The following is an 18,013-nucleotide window of genomic DNA, read 5'->3' as shown; positions in this document are numbered from 1 at the left end:
ACTGACAGCAAATTCATAAAAGAAGATAATACTTGTTTTTTCACCAGCAGTTTTATCAGAAGTAGCCATTTCAGATGTTGCCAGGATATCCTCTTTAAGTTGTATTATACATGCTTTTTATTTTCTGGATAGGTAGTACCATAATCAGTTACATTTGGTTATTTTTATAGCGTTACATTTTTTTTATTTTTTAACGCTACCTGGTAGCAAAATCCCTCCAACAGTATGAAAAAGAACGATTTTTTCGATACTGCTCTTATAGCATTAAGAGTGGTAACACTTTTTGCGGCTCTTTTAGTATTTCCTTCACAAGCCTGGAGCCAGACCACAGTACCTTTTACGCTTGCGAATAATTCTACGTATGCTGATGCCAATGTGTATGTGGCAGTTGTAGGAATTGTGAATGGCAATCATTCCTGGATTGATTGCAAAACCAGTACTATACACACAATGAGTACGGCTGATAACACTGTACAGGGGCCAATCCCAAACGGAGATGCGGGTCCTGGAGGCAATGGTAAATATGCCAACTGTTTTGCAAAACTGAGCGAAATTCCGAATAAAACTATTACTATTCCGGGCATTGCCGGGTGTCGCATTTTAATTTCTTTTCAATCACAGTTATATCTTTATTTTTTTGGAGCGAGTTCTGGCTATGCAGCGCCCAATCTTGCCAACCCCAACGACCCCAATCAGGGCATTCGGTATGAAGTGATAGAGCTAACCAATGCTTCCAATGGATTGTGGGCTAATACCACCCGTGTTGATTCCTATCAATACCCCATGGGACTGGAAGTATGGGGAAATAGTAATTTTTATAAAAAAGTGGGAGAACAAAAGACACATAGTCAGATTATTTCTCAGTGGCAAACTCAGGCACCGTCTGAATTTCAGGGATGTTTGGATGTGACCAAAGGCATCATCCATTTTCCTTCTAAAACGTCTGCATTTCAGACAGGTGGCGCTCAGGCAAACTTTTTCAAAACGTATATTGATGCAATCTGGGCAAAATATGCCACTGCAGATCTGGTTTTTAATGCCGGAGATGCCGGAACTTGGCGCGGCCGTGTGTCTGGGTCTGCGTTTGTATTTACACGAACTTCGGATGGACAAGTGGCTACAATCGCTCAAAAACCTACGACAATTGAAACTATGGAGGGAAGTGGTGCGCTGGCGTCTGGTGGTCAGTGGGATAAAGTGGTACAAGCTCAGATTTGTGCTGCCATTAACCGACATGCTATCAATCTGAATCTGGCAAGTGGTGCTACACAGGATTTTTCTTCGGAGTCGTTGTATTATGTCACCTCTCCTTATAACTGGTACTGTAAATTCTGGCACCAAACAGATATCAGTTACAATGGACGGACTTATGCATTTTGTTATGATGATGTGTTTGATAAATCTTCCACTATTAATGCATCCTCACCAATAAGTGCAAAAATTACCATTGGAGGATTTGCCAATACGAGTTCGTTCTCATCCAAAATAGAAGCAGAAAACTATGGATATATGTCAGGTATTAGTACAGAAACCACAACAGATGCAGGAGGAGGATTGAATGTCGGTTGGATTGATGCGGGTGATTGGATGTCTTATAGTGTTACTATTCCTGCTACAGGCTCATACACTGTAAGTTATAGAGTAGCAAGTCCTAATTCCAATACTACACTCCGATTAGAAAAAGATGCAGGAGCAACACAGTTAGGAAGTGTAACTATTCCCAATACAGGGGGGTGGCAAAACTGGTCAACTGTTTCTCATACAATAACTTTACCTGCAGGTAGTTATTCAATTGGAATTGCAACAACCACAGGTGGTTTTAATCTCAATTATCTGACTATTACAGGACAGTCCTCTGCTCGAATAGCAAATCTGGAGAGTGTAGTCAATGATCGGGTACAGCTGGTACTTTCTCCCAACCCAGCTACAGAGCAGTTTCAGATTGCAGGGCTAGATAGAATCAAACGTGTTAAGGTTTATGATCTTCAGGGCAAAGAAGTTCTTGCAGTTGAGAACCCAGGGAATACCATAAATATTCAGTCACTTTCACCAGGATTACATATTGCTATTATAGAAGGAGATAACACCAGAATATACCGACAAAAATTAGTTAAAAAATAAAGAGAATCAGCTTACAGAAACAGGCAGAATATTAATATTCTGCCTGTTTCTGTAATATCAGGTGCCACAGATGTAACAGGCTGCCATATTGTATCTGACACGAATTCGGGATAAACAGGCAATACAGGCTTTAGAGCAATTGCTGGCAAAAAACCGTTGAATCAGTCGACTGGCTGCTTTGTCAGCAATTGTTCAATTGACCAATTTATCATCCAAATAGTATTTAGGTTTTCAGGGCAACACAACCTATTCTCTGGAAATATGAAACTTCAGAGCGGATGAAGACAATTCTCCATTCAGATCAAAGGATGCATCAAAATAACCTACCTCCTCTGATCCATACCAGAGCGTTAGGGTTACCTCGATTTCAGTCTGATGGGATTCCTGAATAAAACATAATTTCCAGGAGAGGTTTACGATCTCCAAAAAATCCAGATCTGCTTTGGTCCATCCGTTCAGTGGTTGCGCAGTTGATAGCATATCTGGCAGAGCTTGTCGGGCTTTGCCAAACAAGTCAAGTTCATATACCAGTGATGAGAGTTGTGATGCAAATGCTGTTGTCTGTTGCCAGGGGTTCATATCAGGTTAGGGGGTCAGGATTTTGTTCCGAATATTCTTCCAAAATTGGTATCAATACAAAAAACGCAAACGATCAAATAGTAACAAACATAGATTGAATAAATATATGACAGTTGTAGAGGAGCTACTTTTACATAATTAACACAAGTTAGTCTATGAGTTATCACGAATAAAATATAGAATTTTCATACCTGTATATGCTTTGTAACGCCTCTTCGTAGGGTGATAAAATGGCTGATGTGTATTTTTGAAACACCTGAATTCAGGTGTTTTCTGGTTTATAACCAGTAGCATTTTTGCAAATACAAAACCCTTCCGGTGTTCAGCAAGGGAACTTGTATGTATAAACTTTCGGCCAATTCATAGCTATGTCTCCAGACGTTATCGAAAAAGAAAACATCATCCGGTTGCTGCTTTCCGGGCAGAAATCCAGCATTGCTTTGGGTTTGCAACTAGCCGAGTCGCTGGAAGTTGATTTGGAGGATTTCAGACACACAATCAATCTGGTTTGTAAATGCCTCCAACACTACGAATTTTACTCTTTTGAGCGCAGATTAGAAAAAATAGGCCAAAGCCTTCCTCTTACACTTGAAAACAATCTTCTTTCCGACTCAGAGAAAGAACGAATCAAATCATTACTGCCCAATCGTAAAATAACTTTTTGATTTGTATATGCCCCCCCAACTCAGAAATAAAGAAAACATCATCCGCCTGTTATTATCCGGTCAGGAGAATAATATCACACTTGGATTACAATTAGCAGAGTCACAGAAAATAGATTTAACTGATTTTACAGAAGATATCGACACCTTGGTGAACTCTATGCAGTTCGTTCAGGACAAGTCATTGTCTCTTGTTGAAAAACTAGTCACAATAGGCCAAGAGGAGAAACATAATCTCTGTGACCCCATTCCCTGGAAACAGTTGCACTATCTGAAGAAACTTGAAAATCTGGATTTATCTGAGAGTCAAGTAGGTTTTTTACCACCTGAGATCGGGAAGTTGATTACCCTGAAAAAACTGTCTTTAGGTAAAAGTCAACTCAGTAGCCTTCCTGCTGAAATAGAAAATTTAACCAATCTGGAAGAACTGTGGTTGGTTAAAAATAAGCTTGCATCATTGCCTCCTGAACTTGGTAATCTTATCAATCTGAAAAAACTGGTTTTATCTAAAAATTACCTCAGTAGTATTCCATCAGAAATACAAAATCTACTCAATCTGGAAATCCTGTGGCTCTCTGAAAATCTCCTTAAGAGTATACCTGTTGAAATAGGCAATCTGACCAAGCTGAAAGAGTTGTCTTTATCTTCGAATCAACTCAGGAGTCTCCATCCTGAAATTGGTGAGTTGCTTAATCTGTTGTATTTGGATATATCTAAAAATCACCTCAGTAGTATTCCATCAGAAATACAAAATCTACTCAATCTGAAATATTTATATTTATCCGATAATCATCTCAGTAGTATACCGAATGAAATAAAAATGCTAACTAAGTTAACAGAGTTGAGTTTAGGTGAAAATCTACTGAAGAGTATTCCTTCTGAGATAGTGAATCTGACTACTCTGAACAAACTGTTTCTATATTCGAATCAACTCAGTAGTATTCCCGCTGAGATTGGAAAGTTGGCACAATTAATACAGTTAGATTTACATGAAAATCAACTTACTTCACTGCCTGTTGAGATGAGAGAGTTAACAAAGTTAGAATATTTGTTTCTACATAATAATCAACTGAATTGCTTGCCTCCTGAAATCGGTAATATGACAGAGTTGAAAACTTTGAATTTATCCAATAATTGGTTGAGTAAAATGCCGGAAGAGATCAAAAACTTATCAAAGCTTGTAGAATTAAATCTTGAAAATAATCCTCTTCCTGACTCCGAAAAAGAACGAATCAAATCATTGCTGCCCAATCGTAAAATAACTTTTTAATCTATAAATGGAAACTCAACCCACAGAAAAAGAAAACATCATCCGCCTGTTATTATCCGGTCAGGAGAATAATATCACACTTGGATTACAATTAGCAGAGTCACAGAAAATAGATTTAACTGATTTTACAGAAGATATCGACACCTTGGTGAACTCTATGCAGTTCGTTCAGGACAAGTCATTGTCTCTTGTTGAAAAACTAGTCACAATAGGCCAAGAGGAGAAACATAATCTCTGTGACCCCATTCCCTGGAAACAGTTGCATTACTTAACCAATACAGAAGGCTTAGATTTAAATTCCAGGCAACTGATTAGCCTTCCAACTGAAATTTGAGAGTTGATTAATCTGAAATGGCTGGATATATATGGTAATTTAAATAGCTTGTCAGTTGAAATCGGAAATTTAATTCAGTTAGAAAGGCTTTCCATAAGACAAAACCAACTTACTTCCCTTCCAGTTGAGATTGGTAATTTGACTAATCTGGAAACAATGGATTTAAGCAATAATCAAATCAGTAGTTTGCCTGCTGAAATTTGGAAACTAACCAATCTACAAAACGTAGATTTATCCTGTAATGAACTCAGTAGTATTCCTGAAGGAATTGGTAATTTGACACAATTAACGATATTGAATTTAGCTGAAAATCAACTCCATAGCCTTCCATCCGAGATTGGAAAGTTAACTAATTTATTCACTCTGAATTTATCCTCTAACAGACTCAGTAACTTACCGCCTGAAACTGGAAAGCTGAAAGATTTAAGACGTTTGTATTTATCTAAGAATCATCTCACTATTATTCCATCCGAAATAAAAAATCTATATTCTTTAGAAGAATTAGATTTATCTCATAATCAATTGAGCCTTTTGCCTGCTAAAATGGGGAATATGAATTGGCTATGGCATCTGAATCTATCCAACAATCAACTGAAGCGTTTGTTTCCTGAGATCGGCAATATGGAACAGCTCAGCACGCTAGCTCTATCAAATAATCAGTTGAGCAGGTTGCCAACTAAAATAGAAAATTTAACTAACCTTGAAGGACTGAATCTATCCAATAATCCACTTTCTGATTCAGAAAAGGAGAGAATTATAGATTTATTACCTGACTGTGATATAACCTTTTGATTTTTTATGTCTTCTCAATCCTCTGAAAAAGAAAATATCATTCGCTTGCTTTTATCCGGTCAGGAAGTAAATATTCGATTGGGTTTACAATTGATGGAATCCTTACAGATTGATTTTTCTGACTTCAAAGAAGATATAGATGTATTGGCTAAGGCATTGAAGTGCTCCTCTTTGTCTTTTTCAAGGAAAATAATCAAAATACTCCGATTGAAAAAATGTGGTTTCAAAGATGCTGTGCCCTGGAAACAGTTACACTATCTGACAAATATAGAAACCCTAAGTATGAATGGCAATTTTCAACAAAGTAGTTTGTCGGCTGAAATAGGTAGCTTGACTAATCTGAAAAAAATGTCTTTATCTTACAGTAATGTGAACAGCTTACCCAAAGAAATCGGAAACCTGATACAGTTAGAAACACTGAATATGCATGGAAATCAACTTACTGCACTACCTGTTGAAATTGGAAATTTAACTAAATTGAAAGAACTTAATTTACATTACAATTACCTGAGTAGTCTTCCTGCTGAGATTGGAAAACTGACTAATCTAACCGAACTGGACTTGCACTACAATAACTTGAGTAGTTTACCTGTCGAAATTGGGAACCTGACTCAATTAAAAACATTGAATTTAGTAGATAATCAGATTACTGCATTACCTGCTGAAATCAGTAATCTCACAAATCTATATAGATTGGAGTTAGACAATAATCAACTTACCAGCTTTCCCTCCGAAATTTGTGATCTGATTAATCTAAGAACTCTTTCCCTGGACAATACCAACTTGAAACGCCTGCCATCCAAAATCAGTTTATTGAAGAATCTCACTAGCCTACGCCTTCAGCACAATCCTTTTTCTACCTCCGAAAGAGTACGAATCAAATCCCTGTTACCTGACTGTATAATAGAATTTTATTGATGCACTCTACTGAGAAAGAAAACATCATGCGCCTGTTATTATCCGGGCAGGAGGAAAGTATTGTACTTGGCTTGCAATTAGCCGAGTCTCAGAATATAAGTATGACTGAATTCAAGAAAGCGATTGAACATTTGTACACATGGATGTACAAATACGAATCTGATCCGGAGGATTCTGATTGGGTAATCAGATTTCTGTTGAAAATCCATACAATTACAGAGATAAAACGCATAAAGGTTTCACTTCAAGAAATTCCAGACTGTATCTTCCTTTGTCGGAATCTGCAATATCTTACCCTGCCAGAGAATAAAATTAGTGGGATTCCAGCTACGATAGGCTGTTTAAGAGAATTAAGAAAAGTGAATCTTTTTAAAAATCAAATTACCCGTTTACCTGTAGAAATCGGTAAGCTAACAAATTTGGAATCTCTGACCTTGACCTTAAATCAGTTAAAGGAACTACCTGCTGAAATCTCAAACCTTGACAAATTGCAGCATCTATATCTTGCAGGAAATCAACTGACCACTCTTCCCAACAAAATAGGTTGTTTGGTACAATTGAGAGTGCTGGGCTTGAAAGGGAATCAACTAACAAGGTTGCCTTCTGAAGTTGGCTCCTTGTCTGAGTTAAAAGAGCTTACTCTATCTGATAATCAATTGACTCAACTTCCAGATGAGATCCGCAATCTGAATAAACTTCAAACAATAGAACTTAAAAACAATCCTATTCCTGATTCAGAGCAGGAGAGGATTAAATCCTTATTACCAAACTGTACAATAGCATTTTAATTTTCAGATGCATACCAATAAAGAAAACATACTTCGCCTGTTGTTATCGGGACGGCAGGAAACTATTATTCTTGGGTTGCAGTTGACGCAGTCACTTACTATTGATATCTCTGACTTTTTAGACGATGTAGATATTCTCTGTGAATGGTGGTTGGGAAATTGTCAACGATATGGAGTATATGACAAGTTAGTGAAAATTAGTCTGGTTAAAGAAATCATCAGGCCCAACGCACAGATTTCATGTATTCCATCTCAGATCAAGTACATGAGTAATCTCAAAGAGTTGGTTCTCTATAAAAACCAACTTCACACATTGCCTTGTGAAATAGGAGACCTACAAAACCTATCCTGGCTGGATATAAGTGAAAATCAATTGAGTCATATCCCTGAAACAATAGGAAAATTAAGAAATCTGGAAGAACTGAATTTATCAACTAATAGGCTCCAAACTTTACCAGATATAATGATAAATCTAAACAACCTTCAAAGTCTGGATCTAAAAAGCAATCCTCTTCCTGACTCAGAAAAAAAACGAATTCAGACCTTATTACCCAACTGTAAAATAAGCTTTTAACTGATGCAATCGACTGAAAAAGAAAACATCATTCGTCTGTTGCTATCCGGACAAGAGAAGAATATTGTACTTGGTTTACAATTAGCAGAATCACAAAGGATAGATATCGCAGACTTCTTACAGGATATAGACATTCTCTGTGAATGGCTTTTGGGAAAAGATAAAATAAATGAGATTACAGACAAATTAGTGCAGATAGTTGGGGTAGAAGAAATTGCCAAAGGAAATGCGGGATTTGATCGTATACCACCACAAATTAAATACATGATAAATTTGAAAGAACTCAGTTTACCCTACAATGAAATCCGAGCTTTACCTAACGAAATTGGCACTCTGAGAAAGTTGGTACGTTTGTCATTAGGTCATTCTAAATTGAGTTCTCTCCCTTCAGAAATTGGTTGTCTGGCTCAACTGAGAGAATTAAATCTGACATATAGTCAACTCCATTTCATTCCGCCAGAAATCGGGCACCTTAAAAAATTACTAAAACTATTCCTATATGAGAATCATCTCACTACATTGCCCTGTGAAATAGGGCAATGTAGTGAACTAAAAGAACTTCTGTTATCCTATAATAAGCTCAACACCTTACCACCAGAGATTGGCAATTTGTTTCAGTTAGAGAGTCTTGATTTATCTCACAATCAACTTCAGTCTCTTCCCGTAACAATTGGCAACCTCTCACAACTTCAAAGACTTGATTTGTCCAACAATCAACTGTATTCCTTGCCAGCAGAAATCAGTAATCTAAGAAAGTTAAAACGACTCTCTTTACGCCAAAATCAATTTGTATCTCTTTTGAGAGAAATCGGGCAGTTGGAAAGTATAGAAGAATTAATCTTGGGTGATAATCAACTGTGTTCACTTCCTCAGGAAATTAGCAAACTTAATCAACTAACTCAGTTAATCATATACTATAATCAGCTTCGAACACTCCCAGATGAAATTGGAAATTTAACTCAACTGAGACGGTTACATTTAAAGAATAACCAAATAGAGGTATTGCCAGAAGAAATAAGTCGATTAATCAATCTTGCGTATCTCGATCTTGGCAAAAATCCCATTTCCGATTCAGAGAAGGTGAAGATTAAATCCTTATTACCCAATTGTGAAATATATTTTTAACTTTTATATGAATGCGCAATCGACTGAAAAAGAAAACATTATTCGTCTGTTGTTATCCGGGCAAGAAGAGAACATTACCTTAGGGTTGCAGATAGCCGAAGCACTACAGATTGATATTTCTGATCTAAAACAGGATATTGAATATGTATACAACTGGTGGCAAGGCGAAGATGGCTCCCTGTTTACAGATAAGCTTTTGAAAGTAACTACCCTCAAACGACTTTATGTATCCAGGCGTACGTTAGTTAGTCTTCCTCCTCAAATCAAGTATTTTATCAGCCTTCAGGATATAGACCTGCCTTACAATGAGTTAAAGACCTTACCCTCTGAAATAGGAGAACTGACTCAACTAAATCGCCTGATACTAAGTTATAACCAACTGACTTCACTGCCAGTAGAAATTACCAAACTGACAAGGCTGGAAGCATTATTTGTAGCAGAGAATCAACTGGATTCTTTTCCCGTACTGATTAAGCAGATTACTTCACTCCGTTTTCTGCATCTGGGAAGTAATTCGTTGCAAAGTATCGGTTCTGAAATAGGCAACCTCACTAACTTAGAGGAACTGTACCTAAATTATAATACCCTAACTTCATTGCCGGTGGCAATCGGCAACCTTCATAACTTACGGAAACTGAATATAGATCATAATGCGCTAACCTCACTACCAACGGAAATCGGCAAACTCAAAAAGTTAGAAACAGTAGAGTTAATAGACAATCAATTAACGGAACTCCCCTCAGAAATAAGTAATCTCAACCAATTACAAAAACTTCTTTTAAAAAAGAATCCATTCTTAAACGAAGAGAAAAGAAGAATACGGAAGCTATTGCCTCATTGCAAACAAATCAGTTTTTCCCAAAAAACTATGAAGATACAAAAACATCATTAAAATACGATCAATCTAAAAACTGCCGACTGTAAAGTCAGCAGTTTTTAGGGGGTAACAGCCTAGTTAGTGTTGAACCAGCAATTGTTTGGTAATTATTTCATTTTCTTTCTTGATTCTAACTAAATAAAGCGCTGTACCAGGGTAAGTAAAATCTACATTAAGTTGATGCGCACCTGCTTCAAATTTTTTCGAGGCTACTTTTTTCAGAATACGTCCGTTGGTTGTCACTAAATCAATGCTTATATATTGCTCTTTTTCATTGTAAAACTCAATAGTAACATTACCATTGCTAACCGGGTTAGGATATATGTTTAACAAATTGCTCTCAGTAGGAGTGTCAGCAAATTTCTCTTGTACAGAAGAAGTGCGAGCTGCCGTATTGGCAAACTCTATGTAGCCATTACAGTGCATCATTTGGCTACTCCCTCCCCCACCACATCTTCCATTTGAGTAAAGAGCTGTATTGACAGCTTGATTTTCAGCTTGTAGGATGGTGCCATTAATTTGAAGATAATCGACTTCTACATCCCAGGTACCATTATCCGTTGTTACTTCCAACCGAACAGTTCCAGTTGCTGTAGAAGAGGCCGTATAGTTAGCAAATGCCGTAGTTAGGTTGAATGTAGAAATAACATTGCCATTGATACGTAATTGTAATTGAGCTCCAGCAGCCGTGCCACGAGCTCTGACAACAAAACTGCGATTTGTACCAGGACAACTGGCAAAAGGGGCTGGCGCTGGACAACAAGCCAATGTAGGTTGTCCGGAGAAATAGGATTTCAACCAGGTCATAGCGGGTCTATCGTTTCCATTGGCATAAATTATACCAGAGTCAGTACCTCCCGCACCTGCTTGTCCATTTCCATTGATCCAGGTAGAGCCTTGAATATATCCCCACAAGGTAATACCAGCTACATGAGGATGTTCCCAGGCCACAGGAATCAATCTGGAATATACATCTCTCTGTTTTGTTTCATTCGGATTCGCCGTTTGATCAAACTCTGTTATGTGAATGCTAACTCCAGTACTATTCCAGATTTCATCAATACATGCCTTAAAGTTAGCCGCAGTTAAATTGTCTACACCATGTGATTGCAAACCTACTCCATCAATCAGGTTTTTACGGCCATCTGTTAAGTTAGGTGCATTCTTCACAGCATTCACCATGGCAATATAAGGAGCACGGCAATTATTCCAATTCATTTCTACATTGTACTCATTTATCAATAATGTAGAATTTGGAAAATATTTTCTGGCTAACTGGAAACACCAAATCACCCAGCCATATTGATTATTCAAATCACCAGCATTGGCAGGTTCAGCTTTGTATCCAGCAGTAAGGGCTGCTTTTAAGTTACCCGGCATAGGAGTATTTACTGGCTCATTCAGAACATCAATCATTTTAATTCCTCCCAGTGGATTATAGTGATCAGCGCAAGCTTTAATATATGCTTGTACAGAAGCTGTCAGTGTAGCCGTACTCGCACTTGCTACCCAACCTGGCGTTTGACCTCCCCAAACCAGGGTGTGATATTTAAACAACCCGCCATTATTTTTTGCCCAGTTATAAGCCAAGTCAGAAGAAGTCCAATTGTATACACCTTTTGTCCCCTCTACTGAACCCCACTTTGAACCATTTTCACTTGTGGCTTGATTCCAGAATGTATTGTAATTAGACGGAACACTATATTGTAAAATATTACCAAAATATTTGCCTTTACACTTTGCGAGTTGGGCTTTAGCCGAATGGCCAGAAAGAACGGAAAAGAAGGCTATCAGTAAAATATAGCAAACAGGTAAAGTTAAATTTGTTTTCATAAATAGATTTTTTTAGTCGTTAGTGAAAAAAGTTTGAAAACATCTAAGTACTTATTCAGGATAAGGAAGGACAGTTGGTTAAAGCGATAAAATGAAAACCAATGGTATCAAATGCTCACACATTTTGTTTCATCCCACAAGTCATATACTACTAGCAAAACTTTGCAGCCTGATACCAGTTGCATTGGAAAGAGAACATAAAGAGTTGCGCATCAATGTATGACCCTCCCGCTGCAATCATACGATAGATGCAGTTGGAAGAGATGGTAACTTATGGTCAGATTCTTTGTATCAGAAACTAGTCTTCAGTGGTAAAAAATGAATGAACCACATTACTTTGGATGATCTTAAGCAGATTAGTGCTTCGTTTGGTCACAAGCCATAACAATACGATACATTTTTTCATCGTATCTCTACTCAAAACAGTTTTTGTAAGGACGTTTTTTGAATAAGATCGCCCAAACTAACTTTCCTTTTGAGCGTTTTTTATTTTAGAGAATTTTTCTGTAGTAAAGTTGAAAAAATACGGATTATGGTTAAAAATTTTGCATTAAACCTAGATCATAAGGAATTCGTATGTACGAACTATAATTACCGTTTACTACCCCTTGCATGAAAATTTCGCAACGGTCGATATTATTTATTTCCATTAACTGGTTACTCCCCGAACGTAAAATTTCCCCGTGTGAAACTTGATCTGTCCAATGTCCATTTCTTTCAGTTAGATTGGACTTTGCAGCCCAGGTTTCTGATACCTTCGTCCAGGTTCCATTTAAGTTACTTGCAGTCCATAGTTCAAAATACCTCCCTATATCTTCTACCATCATATAATATTTTCCATCTGCTTTGTTTTTGTATACATGAGGCGCTTCAAAGGTATCAGTAGCTACTACAGTAGGCGATTCCCAACCATTCGGAAAGTTAGCTATGGTAGTTCTTCTTCTTTTAATGGTCTTCGAGCCATCTTGTGCAGAATAAAAACAGTAAACATAGCTATTATCAGCGATACACCAGAAATCAATACCATCATTAAAGCCCATTCCTTTTCCAGCTGCCCAACCACCGTAATTAGAAACACTTGTGTTGGTAGAATAAGTAGCTCCTAAACCAGATTGGTAGATCAGAAACCACTTGCCTTTTGCTGGAAAATTAAAAACTTGTGGAGCACAAAAATACCCTCCACCATTTAAAGAATTCATAAACCTGCGAGGTTCAGACTTCATATCAAACAAAGAAGGTGAATTGACATAGCCCATTTTCCATTGATTTCCGTCTGTGCCGGTATAGAAAACATGCCACCGCCCCCCATCATAGACCAATGAGGGATCTTTTACGGCTACAGACTCGAACGAACCTGCCGCTCCTTGTTCAAATAGTTTACCTGTTACACTCCACCGGGGATTGGCTATAGCACTCGTGGTTACGGATGGAGAAGAGTCTAAGTCTGTTGACTTATCAGATAGCTTTATTTCTTGTTTGGTACAACTAGTAAGCATACTCAAAAGTGTCAGTACACCTATACCTGAGGGCAATAAAATGTTTCTTTTCATACATTTTTTGTCTAAGATTAAAAAAATACTAAAAATGATGTATGTAACTATTGCTCATATTTCATAACTATACCTATTATAAGTATAATTATTTAATGCTAAAATCAAATTTAAGTTAAATTTTCGATAATGTGTCAATATGACATAATATTTTTTATTTATTTTTTTTCTAGTCAACCTCAGATTTTACATGTTGAATCTGTGGTTTTTGTACAGAGGGGCTGCCTCTTCATATTTAGTTTTACTCAAATAGAAAAACCAATCGAGTAATAAAAGAGATTGCCTACATTAGGTTGTAAGTCGCAGATGTAAATGAAGTAATTTTGTACCTGTATATACTTTGTAACACCTCTGTGTAATGCAATAAAAAGGCGGGCATGTATCTTTGACTTATCTAAAATCAGGCTTAATGCAGTTTTCTTTAAAGAATAATTTTCACAAATGCGAACCCCTCATTGTGTGAAAAGAGACACAATGCAATCTATAATTACTGGAATAGTTTATTACCATGCTTTTATCTAGTCCCGACAAAGAAAACATTATTCGATTATTGCTATCAGGTCAGGAGGAAAATATCACACTTGGCTTGCAATTAGCCGAGTCTCGGAAAATAGATCTAACTGATTTTACAGAAGATATCAATATATTGACGAAAGCAGTCAGATGTAGTTCATTTTCATTCTCACAAAAGCTATTAAAAATAGTTCAGTTGGAAGATTGTAACTTGTCTAATCCTATTCCTCTTTCTCTGCTCCCTTATCTTGTCAGTATGAAAAAACTTGGCTTGGTATTTAACCAACTGAAAACTATTCCCACAGAGATACTAAACCTGATTCAACTCACTCATTTAAATTTAGAGAAGAATCAACTTAGTAAGTTGCCAGTTGAAATTGGAAAGTTGAGTAATTTGAAAGAATTAAATCTGAGGGAAAACCCATTGACTTCATTACCAGAAGAATTTGGGAATCTAACTCAGTTAAAAACATTAAATCTGGGAAAAAATCAATTAAGTGAATTGCCTCCATATATCTGGAAACTGAGGCAGCTAAAGACACTGGAGTTATTTCAAAACCAATTACTTGAAGTACCTGACGAGATCGGAAGCCTGGCACAATTAGATACACTTCGTTTAGAATCAAACAAGCTAACTTCTTTGCCACCAGCAGTCTGGACTTTAACCCAGTTGACTTTTCTGGGATTAACAGGGAACAAACTCAAGGCATTACCACCAGAAATTGGAAATCTAAAAAAGTTAAGAACATTGTATGTCGATAGTATTCAATTGACTAGTCTGCCAACAGAGCTATGGAATCTTACTCAGCTACAAATTTTAAGTCTTGGCAGAAATAAACTGGACAACCTGCCTGCTGAGATTGCCAAGCTCACCCGACTGGTTGATCTAGACTTACAACGAAATAAAATCAGCACACTTCCTGAAGAAATAAGCCAATTACCTATTCTTTCCAAAGTCAATCTTTGTAATAATCCTATTTCTGAATCAGAAAAAGAGCGAATTAAAATGTTGCTACCACACTGTAAACTATATTTTTAATCTTTTTATGCTGGCTGATACTACTGAAAAAGAAAACGTCATTCGCTTACTACTTTCCGGAGTGGAAGACAACATTACTCTAGGCTTGCAGATAGCTAAATCGGTGAAGATAGATCTTTCAGACTTAGAGAATGATCTTACTATTTTATTTGACTGGATAGGTAAGTATAAAGCTTATTCCTTTGGACGGAAGTTGCGACAACTTCACCAGATCACTACACTTTATAGTACCGAAAAAAGAGCAACCGATATTCCTTCACAGATTCAGTATCTGGTTAATTTGTCCATACTGGACTTGCCTTCCCCATTGAGTTCTTTGCCCGCAGAAATCGGTAACTTATCAAAGTTAGATCAACTCTATTGTTCATTTAACCAACTGAGCTCTCTTCCTCCTGAGATTGGAAAACTCACCCAATTGTCGGTTCTTCATTTACAGGCAAATGGGTTAACATCTATTCCTGCAACTATTGGCAATCTGTGTAATGTGGAGAAACTACGACTGGAAGGAAATAAGTTGACTTATCTACCTACAGAAATGGGTAAACTGGCACAACTAAAAGAATTGACACTACAGCGCAATCAATTAACCACCTTACCCATCGAAATCGGCAATCTGAACAGGCTAGAAGACCTGGAACTATGGCAAAATAAAATTACAGATTTACCAAATGAAATAGGCAATCTGACTAGTTTACGAATCCTTCAATTGTCTCAAAATTTACTAACAAGAGTACCAGCACAGCTAGGTAACTTGTTGAATTTGGGCGATCTTAGTCTGAAAGATAACCGGTTAACCTCCCTGCCAGCAGAAATAGGGGGCCTCACCCGATTGAAGAGCCTCAATTTAGGAAAGAATCAGTTGAGTGCTCTTCCTCCAAAAATAAGTAAACTTGCAAAACTATCGCATCTAAGTTTGGAATACAATCAGTTAACTTCTCTGCCCAGGGAAATAGGTAAGATGACACAATTGGAATTTTTGTGTTTATCGGTGAACCAACTGACCCACCTTCCGGACGAAATAGGGAATCTGAGCAATCTCCAAACGTTGGTTTTGGTAAACAATCCCTTACCTGATTCGGAAAAAGAAAGAATCACATCTATGTTGCCACATTGCCAGATACATTACTAAGTGATGGACAAAGAGAAAATGTCAACTAATTTTTTCCTGAACACCCAATTAACAGCGTTGATTGAGAAAGGCTTTTCCTGTATAGAATCTCATCCCTGTCACCATCTGGAATCAGGAATCCGTGAAGCTATCTATCTTGCATTAGGGGCACATCATGATCCCATTGCACATAAACGACGGAGGTTATTGGCAGAGCAGGCAATAAACAAGGTAGTTCCACTATGGTATAAAACCTGGCCTCAGGATACATTGCTTATGCCTCTGTTGGATCGTTTTATCCGATACAAAGAAAGAAGAGTAGTTGAAAAAAATGAGTTCTTACACACTCAGCTTGATGAAGATTGGGAACGTATGTCTGCCTTTGCTGATGAAACCTGGATTCAGGACCCTTTACATCGCAAGCATCGTTTTGCAGAGTCAATGGTGGGCCTGGCAGTAGTTCTTACTACCGAGCTAGTCTTGTTTGATTCTTTTGTGACTAGTGAAGAGTCAGTTCTACCCCAGAAAGATGAAGAGATTGACCTGATGGAGAATGAACTGCACTTCTATGCTGCTTTTGCATATGCCGGAGGACCTCCTTTTCCAATGCACTATTTTGATACAGGATCTCCTGAGAAATACAAGGATTACTGGACATGGTGGCTCCAGGAAGCATTGCCTTATGCCTGGAAAGAAGGAATGAATAAATAAGACTTTCTATATTTAGACAACTAAAACTAATAACCTCTTTCTCTGAATATTCTTATAACAATCATTCTCCAATGAGACGAAAACGCTCGCATAGCTGGTGGGATAGCTTAAGCAAGGAGTGGAAACACCATCTTCTTGACAATTGTGGGTATTCTGAGAAATCTGTAACTGAAGAAAACTTGTCATCAGTTATTAATCAGGTTCTTTGTATCACTCACCTACATATCGGTGGCAACTATACAAGTGCTTATATTGATACCCTGGAGCCATTACGTAGGTTAACATATCTGGAAGACTTGGATTGTTCGTTTCAGGAGTTTTCTTCTTTTGAGCCATTATCGCAGTTACAATACCTGAAAACTATTGAGGCTAGTGATATTCACGCAAATGATTACAAGTATTTATCCAGGCTAAATAATCTGAAAACCTTTTCTGTGGCTTGTTATAGACCGGCTTCTATAGCACCTCTGGCTCAGCTTCCTCAACTACAGCAGTTGACCTGCGAATTGAATACTCTTTTGCATGAACCTGGAAAAGGAATGGAAGAACTGGCACTATTTACCCAACTACAGAAACTTTCTTGCGGATACAACAAAGTTGTAACCTCACTACATTTTCTAAGGGAATATACCCAATTACAACAACTGAGTATACGATTGTCATTGATAGAAAAGCTCTCAGGAATTGAAGTATTGAACGGGACACTAGAACATTTGGATGCTGCGAATTCACGCTTACAAACGTTAGAAGGTATTCAAGAGTTGAAAACCTTGAAAAAACTCAATCTGAAACAATCACCTATAACATCCCTTGAACCACTTGTTCACTTGCCCCAACTAACACACCTGGATCTGGATGAAGTCAAACCGATTTCCTTTGCCTTTCTGAAAGAACTGTCCCAATTGCAAGAAGTAACACTTACTCTAATGCAGGATGTAGAACTACCGGATCTGGGGCATTTGTCTTGTCTGAAATCATTGTCTATTGATACCAAAGAGGATATAGAATTATCCTGGCTTAGGAAATTGACCCAACTGGAGTATTTGTCACTACCCGAAGCCTTGGTGGAAAAGTATTTTTCAGTAATTCGGGAGATGAAAACCCTCCGGAAAGTGCGATTAGGATGGGTAATCCCTTCTGGTGAAATCGAGAAGAGACTTCAGGAGGCGTTGCCTCTGTACAGCGTAGTTTAACAACTCACTAAAAGATGTCTTTCACA

The 18,013-nt window shown here is 37.6% G+C and carries 17 protein-coding genes; 14 read left to right on the top strand and 3 right to left on the bottom strand.

Annotated features, from left to right (window positions below):
* The first annotated feature begins 225 nt into the window (after window positions 1-225).
* Complete coding sequence (locus tag QNI15_RS24610; RefSeq protein ID WP_314034195.1) at window positions 226-2,121, top strand: beta-1,3-glucanase family protein; 1,896 nt, start codon at window positions 226-228, stop codon at window positions 2,119-2,121.
* 246 nt (window positions 2,122-2,367) lie between these two features.
* Here the strand turns inward: QNI15_RS24610 and QNI15_RS24605 are convergent, their stop codons facing one another.
* Complete coding sequence (locus QNI15_RS24605) at window positions 2,368-2,700, bottom strand: hypothetical protein (RefSeq protein ID WP_314034192.1); 333 nt, start codon at window positions 2,698-2,700, stop codon at window positions 2,368-2,370.
* A 368-nt stretch (window positions 2,701-3,068) separates the two neighbouring features.
* On the opposite strand from QNI15_RS24605, the gene QNI15_RS24600 reads away from it, so the two are divergent.
* The 9 genes from QNI15_RS24600 to QNI15_RS24560 are packed head-to-tail and all read left to right on the top strand — an operon-like array spanning window position 3,069 to window position 10,055.
* Window positions 3,069-3,365, top strand: a complete 297-nt coding sequence (locus QNI15_RS24600) for a hypothetical protein (RefSeq protein WP_313994542.1) — start codon at window positions 3,069-3,071, stop codon at window positions 3,363-3,365.
* Between the two features lie 7 nt (window positions 3,366-3,372).
* Window positions 3,373-4,632: a leucine-rich repeat domain-containing protein gene (locus QNI15_RS24595; protein ID WP_313994545.1), complete on the top strand. Its 1,260-nt coding sequence runs from the start codon at window positions 3,373-3,375 to the stop codon at window positions 4,630-4,632.
* Window positions 4,633-4,639: 7 nt separating this feature from the next.
* Entirely contained in the window at window positions 4,640-4,966 is a 327-nt protein-coding gene (locus tag QNI15_RS24590; protein WP_314034190.1) for a hypothetical protein, read from the top strand.
* Between the two features lie 3 nt (window positions 4,967-4,969).
* Window positions 4,970-5,758 carry a leucine-rich repeat domain-containing protein gene (locus tag QNI15_RS24585; RefSeq protein ID WP_314034188.1) on the top strand — a complete coding sequence of 263 codons (789 nt, stop codon included), beginning with the start codon at window positions 4,970-4,972 and terminating at the stop codon, window positions 5,756-5,758.
* Window positions 5,759-5,764: 6 nt separating this feature from the next.
* Complete coding sequence (locus QNI15_RS24580; RefSeq protein ID WP_314034186.1) at window positions 5,765-6,676, top strand: leucine-rich repeat domain-containing protein; 912 nt, start codon at window positions 5,765-5,767, stop codon at window positions 6,674-6,676.
* Between the two features lie 26 nt (window positions 6,677-6,702).
* Window positions 6,703-7,464: a leucine-rich repeat domain-containing protein gene (locus QNI15_RS24575; protein WP_314034185.1), complete on the top strand. Its 762-nt coding sequence runs from the start codon at window positions 6,703-6,705 to the stop codon at window positions 7,462-7,464.
* A gap of 7 nt (window positions 7,465-7,471) precedes the next feature.
* Window positions 7,472-8,038 carry a leucine-rich repeat domain-containing protein gene (locus QNI15_RS24570; RefSeq protein WP_314034184.1) on the top strand — a complete coding sequence of 189 codons (567 nt, stop codon included), beginning with the start codon at window positions 7,472-7,474 and terminating at the stop codon, window positions 8,036-8,038.
* A 3-nt stretch (window positions 8,039-8,041) separates the two neighbouring features.
* Window positions 8,042-9,163 carry a leucine-rich repeat domain-containing protein gene (locus QNI15_RS24565; RefSeq protein ID WP_314034182.1) on the top strand — a complete coding sequence of 374 codons (1,122 nt, stop codon included), beginning with the start codon at window positions 8,042-8,044 and terminating at the stop codon, window positions 9,161-9,163.
* Window positions 9,164-9,170: 7 nt separating this feature from the next.
* Complete coding sequence (locus QNI15_RS24560; protein ID WP_314034180.1) at window positions 9,171-10,055, top strand: leucine-rich repeat domain-containing protein; 885 nt, start codon at window positions 9,171-9,173, stop codon at window positions 10,053-10,055.
* Window positions 10,056-10,118: 63 nt separating this feature from the next.
* Here QNI15_RS24560 and QNI15_RS24555 read toward each other — a convergent pair whose 3' ends face one another.
* A complete protein-coding gene (locus tag QNI15_RS24555) occupies window positions 10,119-11,873 on the bottom strand; it encodes an endo-1,4-beta-xylanase (RefSeq protein ID WP_314034178.1) in 1,755 nt (584 codons plus the stop codon).
* 536 nt (window positions 11,874-12,409) lie between these two features.
* Window positions 12,410-13,423 (bottom strand): non-reducing end alpha-L-arabinofuranosidase family hydrolase, encoded by a 1,014-nt coding sequence (locus QNI15_RS24550; protein ID WP_314034176.1) that lies wholly within the window; start codon window positions 13,421-13,423, stop codon window positions 12,410-12,412.
* 508 nt (window positions 13,424-13,931) lie between these two features.
* Here QNI15_RS24550 and QNI15_RS24545 point away from each other — a divergent pair.
* The 4 genes from QNI15_RS24545 to QNI15_RS24530 all read left to right on the top strand — a co-directional run bounded on the left by QNI15_RS24545 (window position 13,932) and on the right by QNI15_RS24530 (window position 17,987).
* Window positions 13,932-14,975 carry a leucine-rich repeat domain-containing protein gene (locus QNI15_RS24545; RefSeq protein WP_314034174.1) on the top strand — a complete coding sequence of 348 codons (1,044 nt, stop codon included), beginning with the start codon at window positions 13,932-13,934 and terminating at the stop codon, window positions 14,973-14,975.
* Between the two features lie 7 nt (window positions 14,976-14,982).
* On the top strand, window positions 14,983-16,104 hold the full coding sequence (locus QNI15_RS24540; RefSeq protein WP_313994575.1) for a leucine-rich repeat domain-containing protein: 1,122 nt from the start codon (window positions 14,983-14,985) through the stop codon (window positions 16,102-16,104).
* A 3-nt stretch (window positions 16,105-16,107) separates the two neighbouring features.
* Window positions 16,108-16,794: an Imm5 family immunity protein gene (locus QNI15_RS24535; RefSeq protein ID WP_314034172.1), complete on the top strand. Its 687-nt coding sequence runs from the start codon at window positions 16,108-16,110 to the stop codon at window positions 16,792-16,794.
* A 71-nt stretch (window positions 16,795-16,865) separates the two neighbouring features.
* On the top strand, window positions 16,866-17,987 hold the full coding sequence (locus tag QNI15_RS24530) for a hypothetical protein (protein WP_313994581.1): 1,122 nt from the start codon (window positions 16,866-16,868) through the stop codon (window positions 17,985-17,987).
* Window positions 17,988-18,013: the final 26 nt, after the last annotated feature.

It is taken from the genome of Xanthocytophaga flava (genome assembly GCF_030068545.1).
In the GTDB taxonomy this organism is placed as follows: Bacteria; Bacteroidota; Bacteroidia; order Cytophagales; family 172606-1; genus Xanthocytophaga; species Xanthocytophaga flava.
This window is presented reverse-complemented; position numbering and strand designations above follow the sequence as displayed.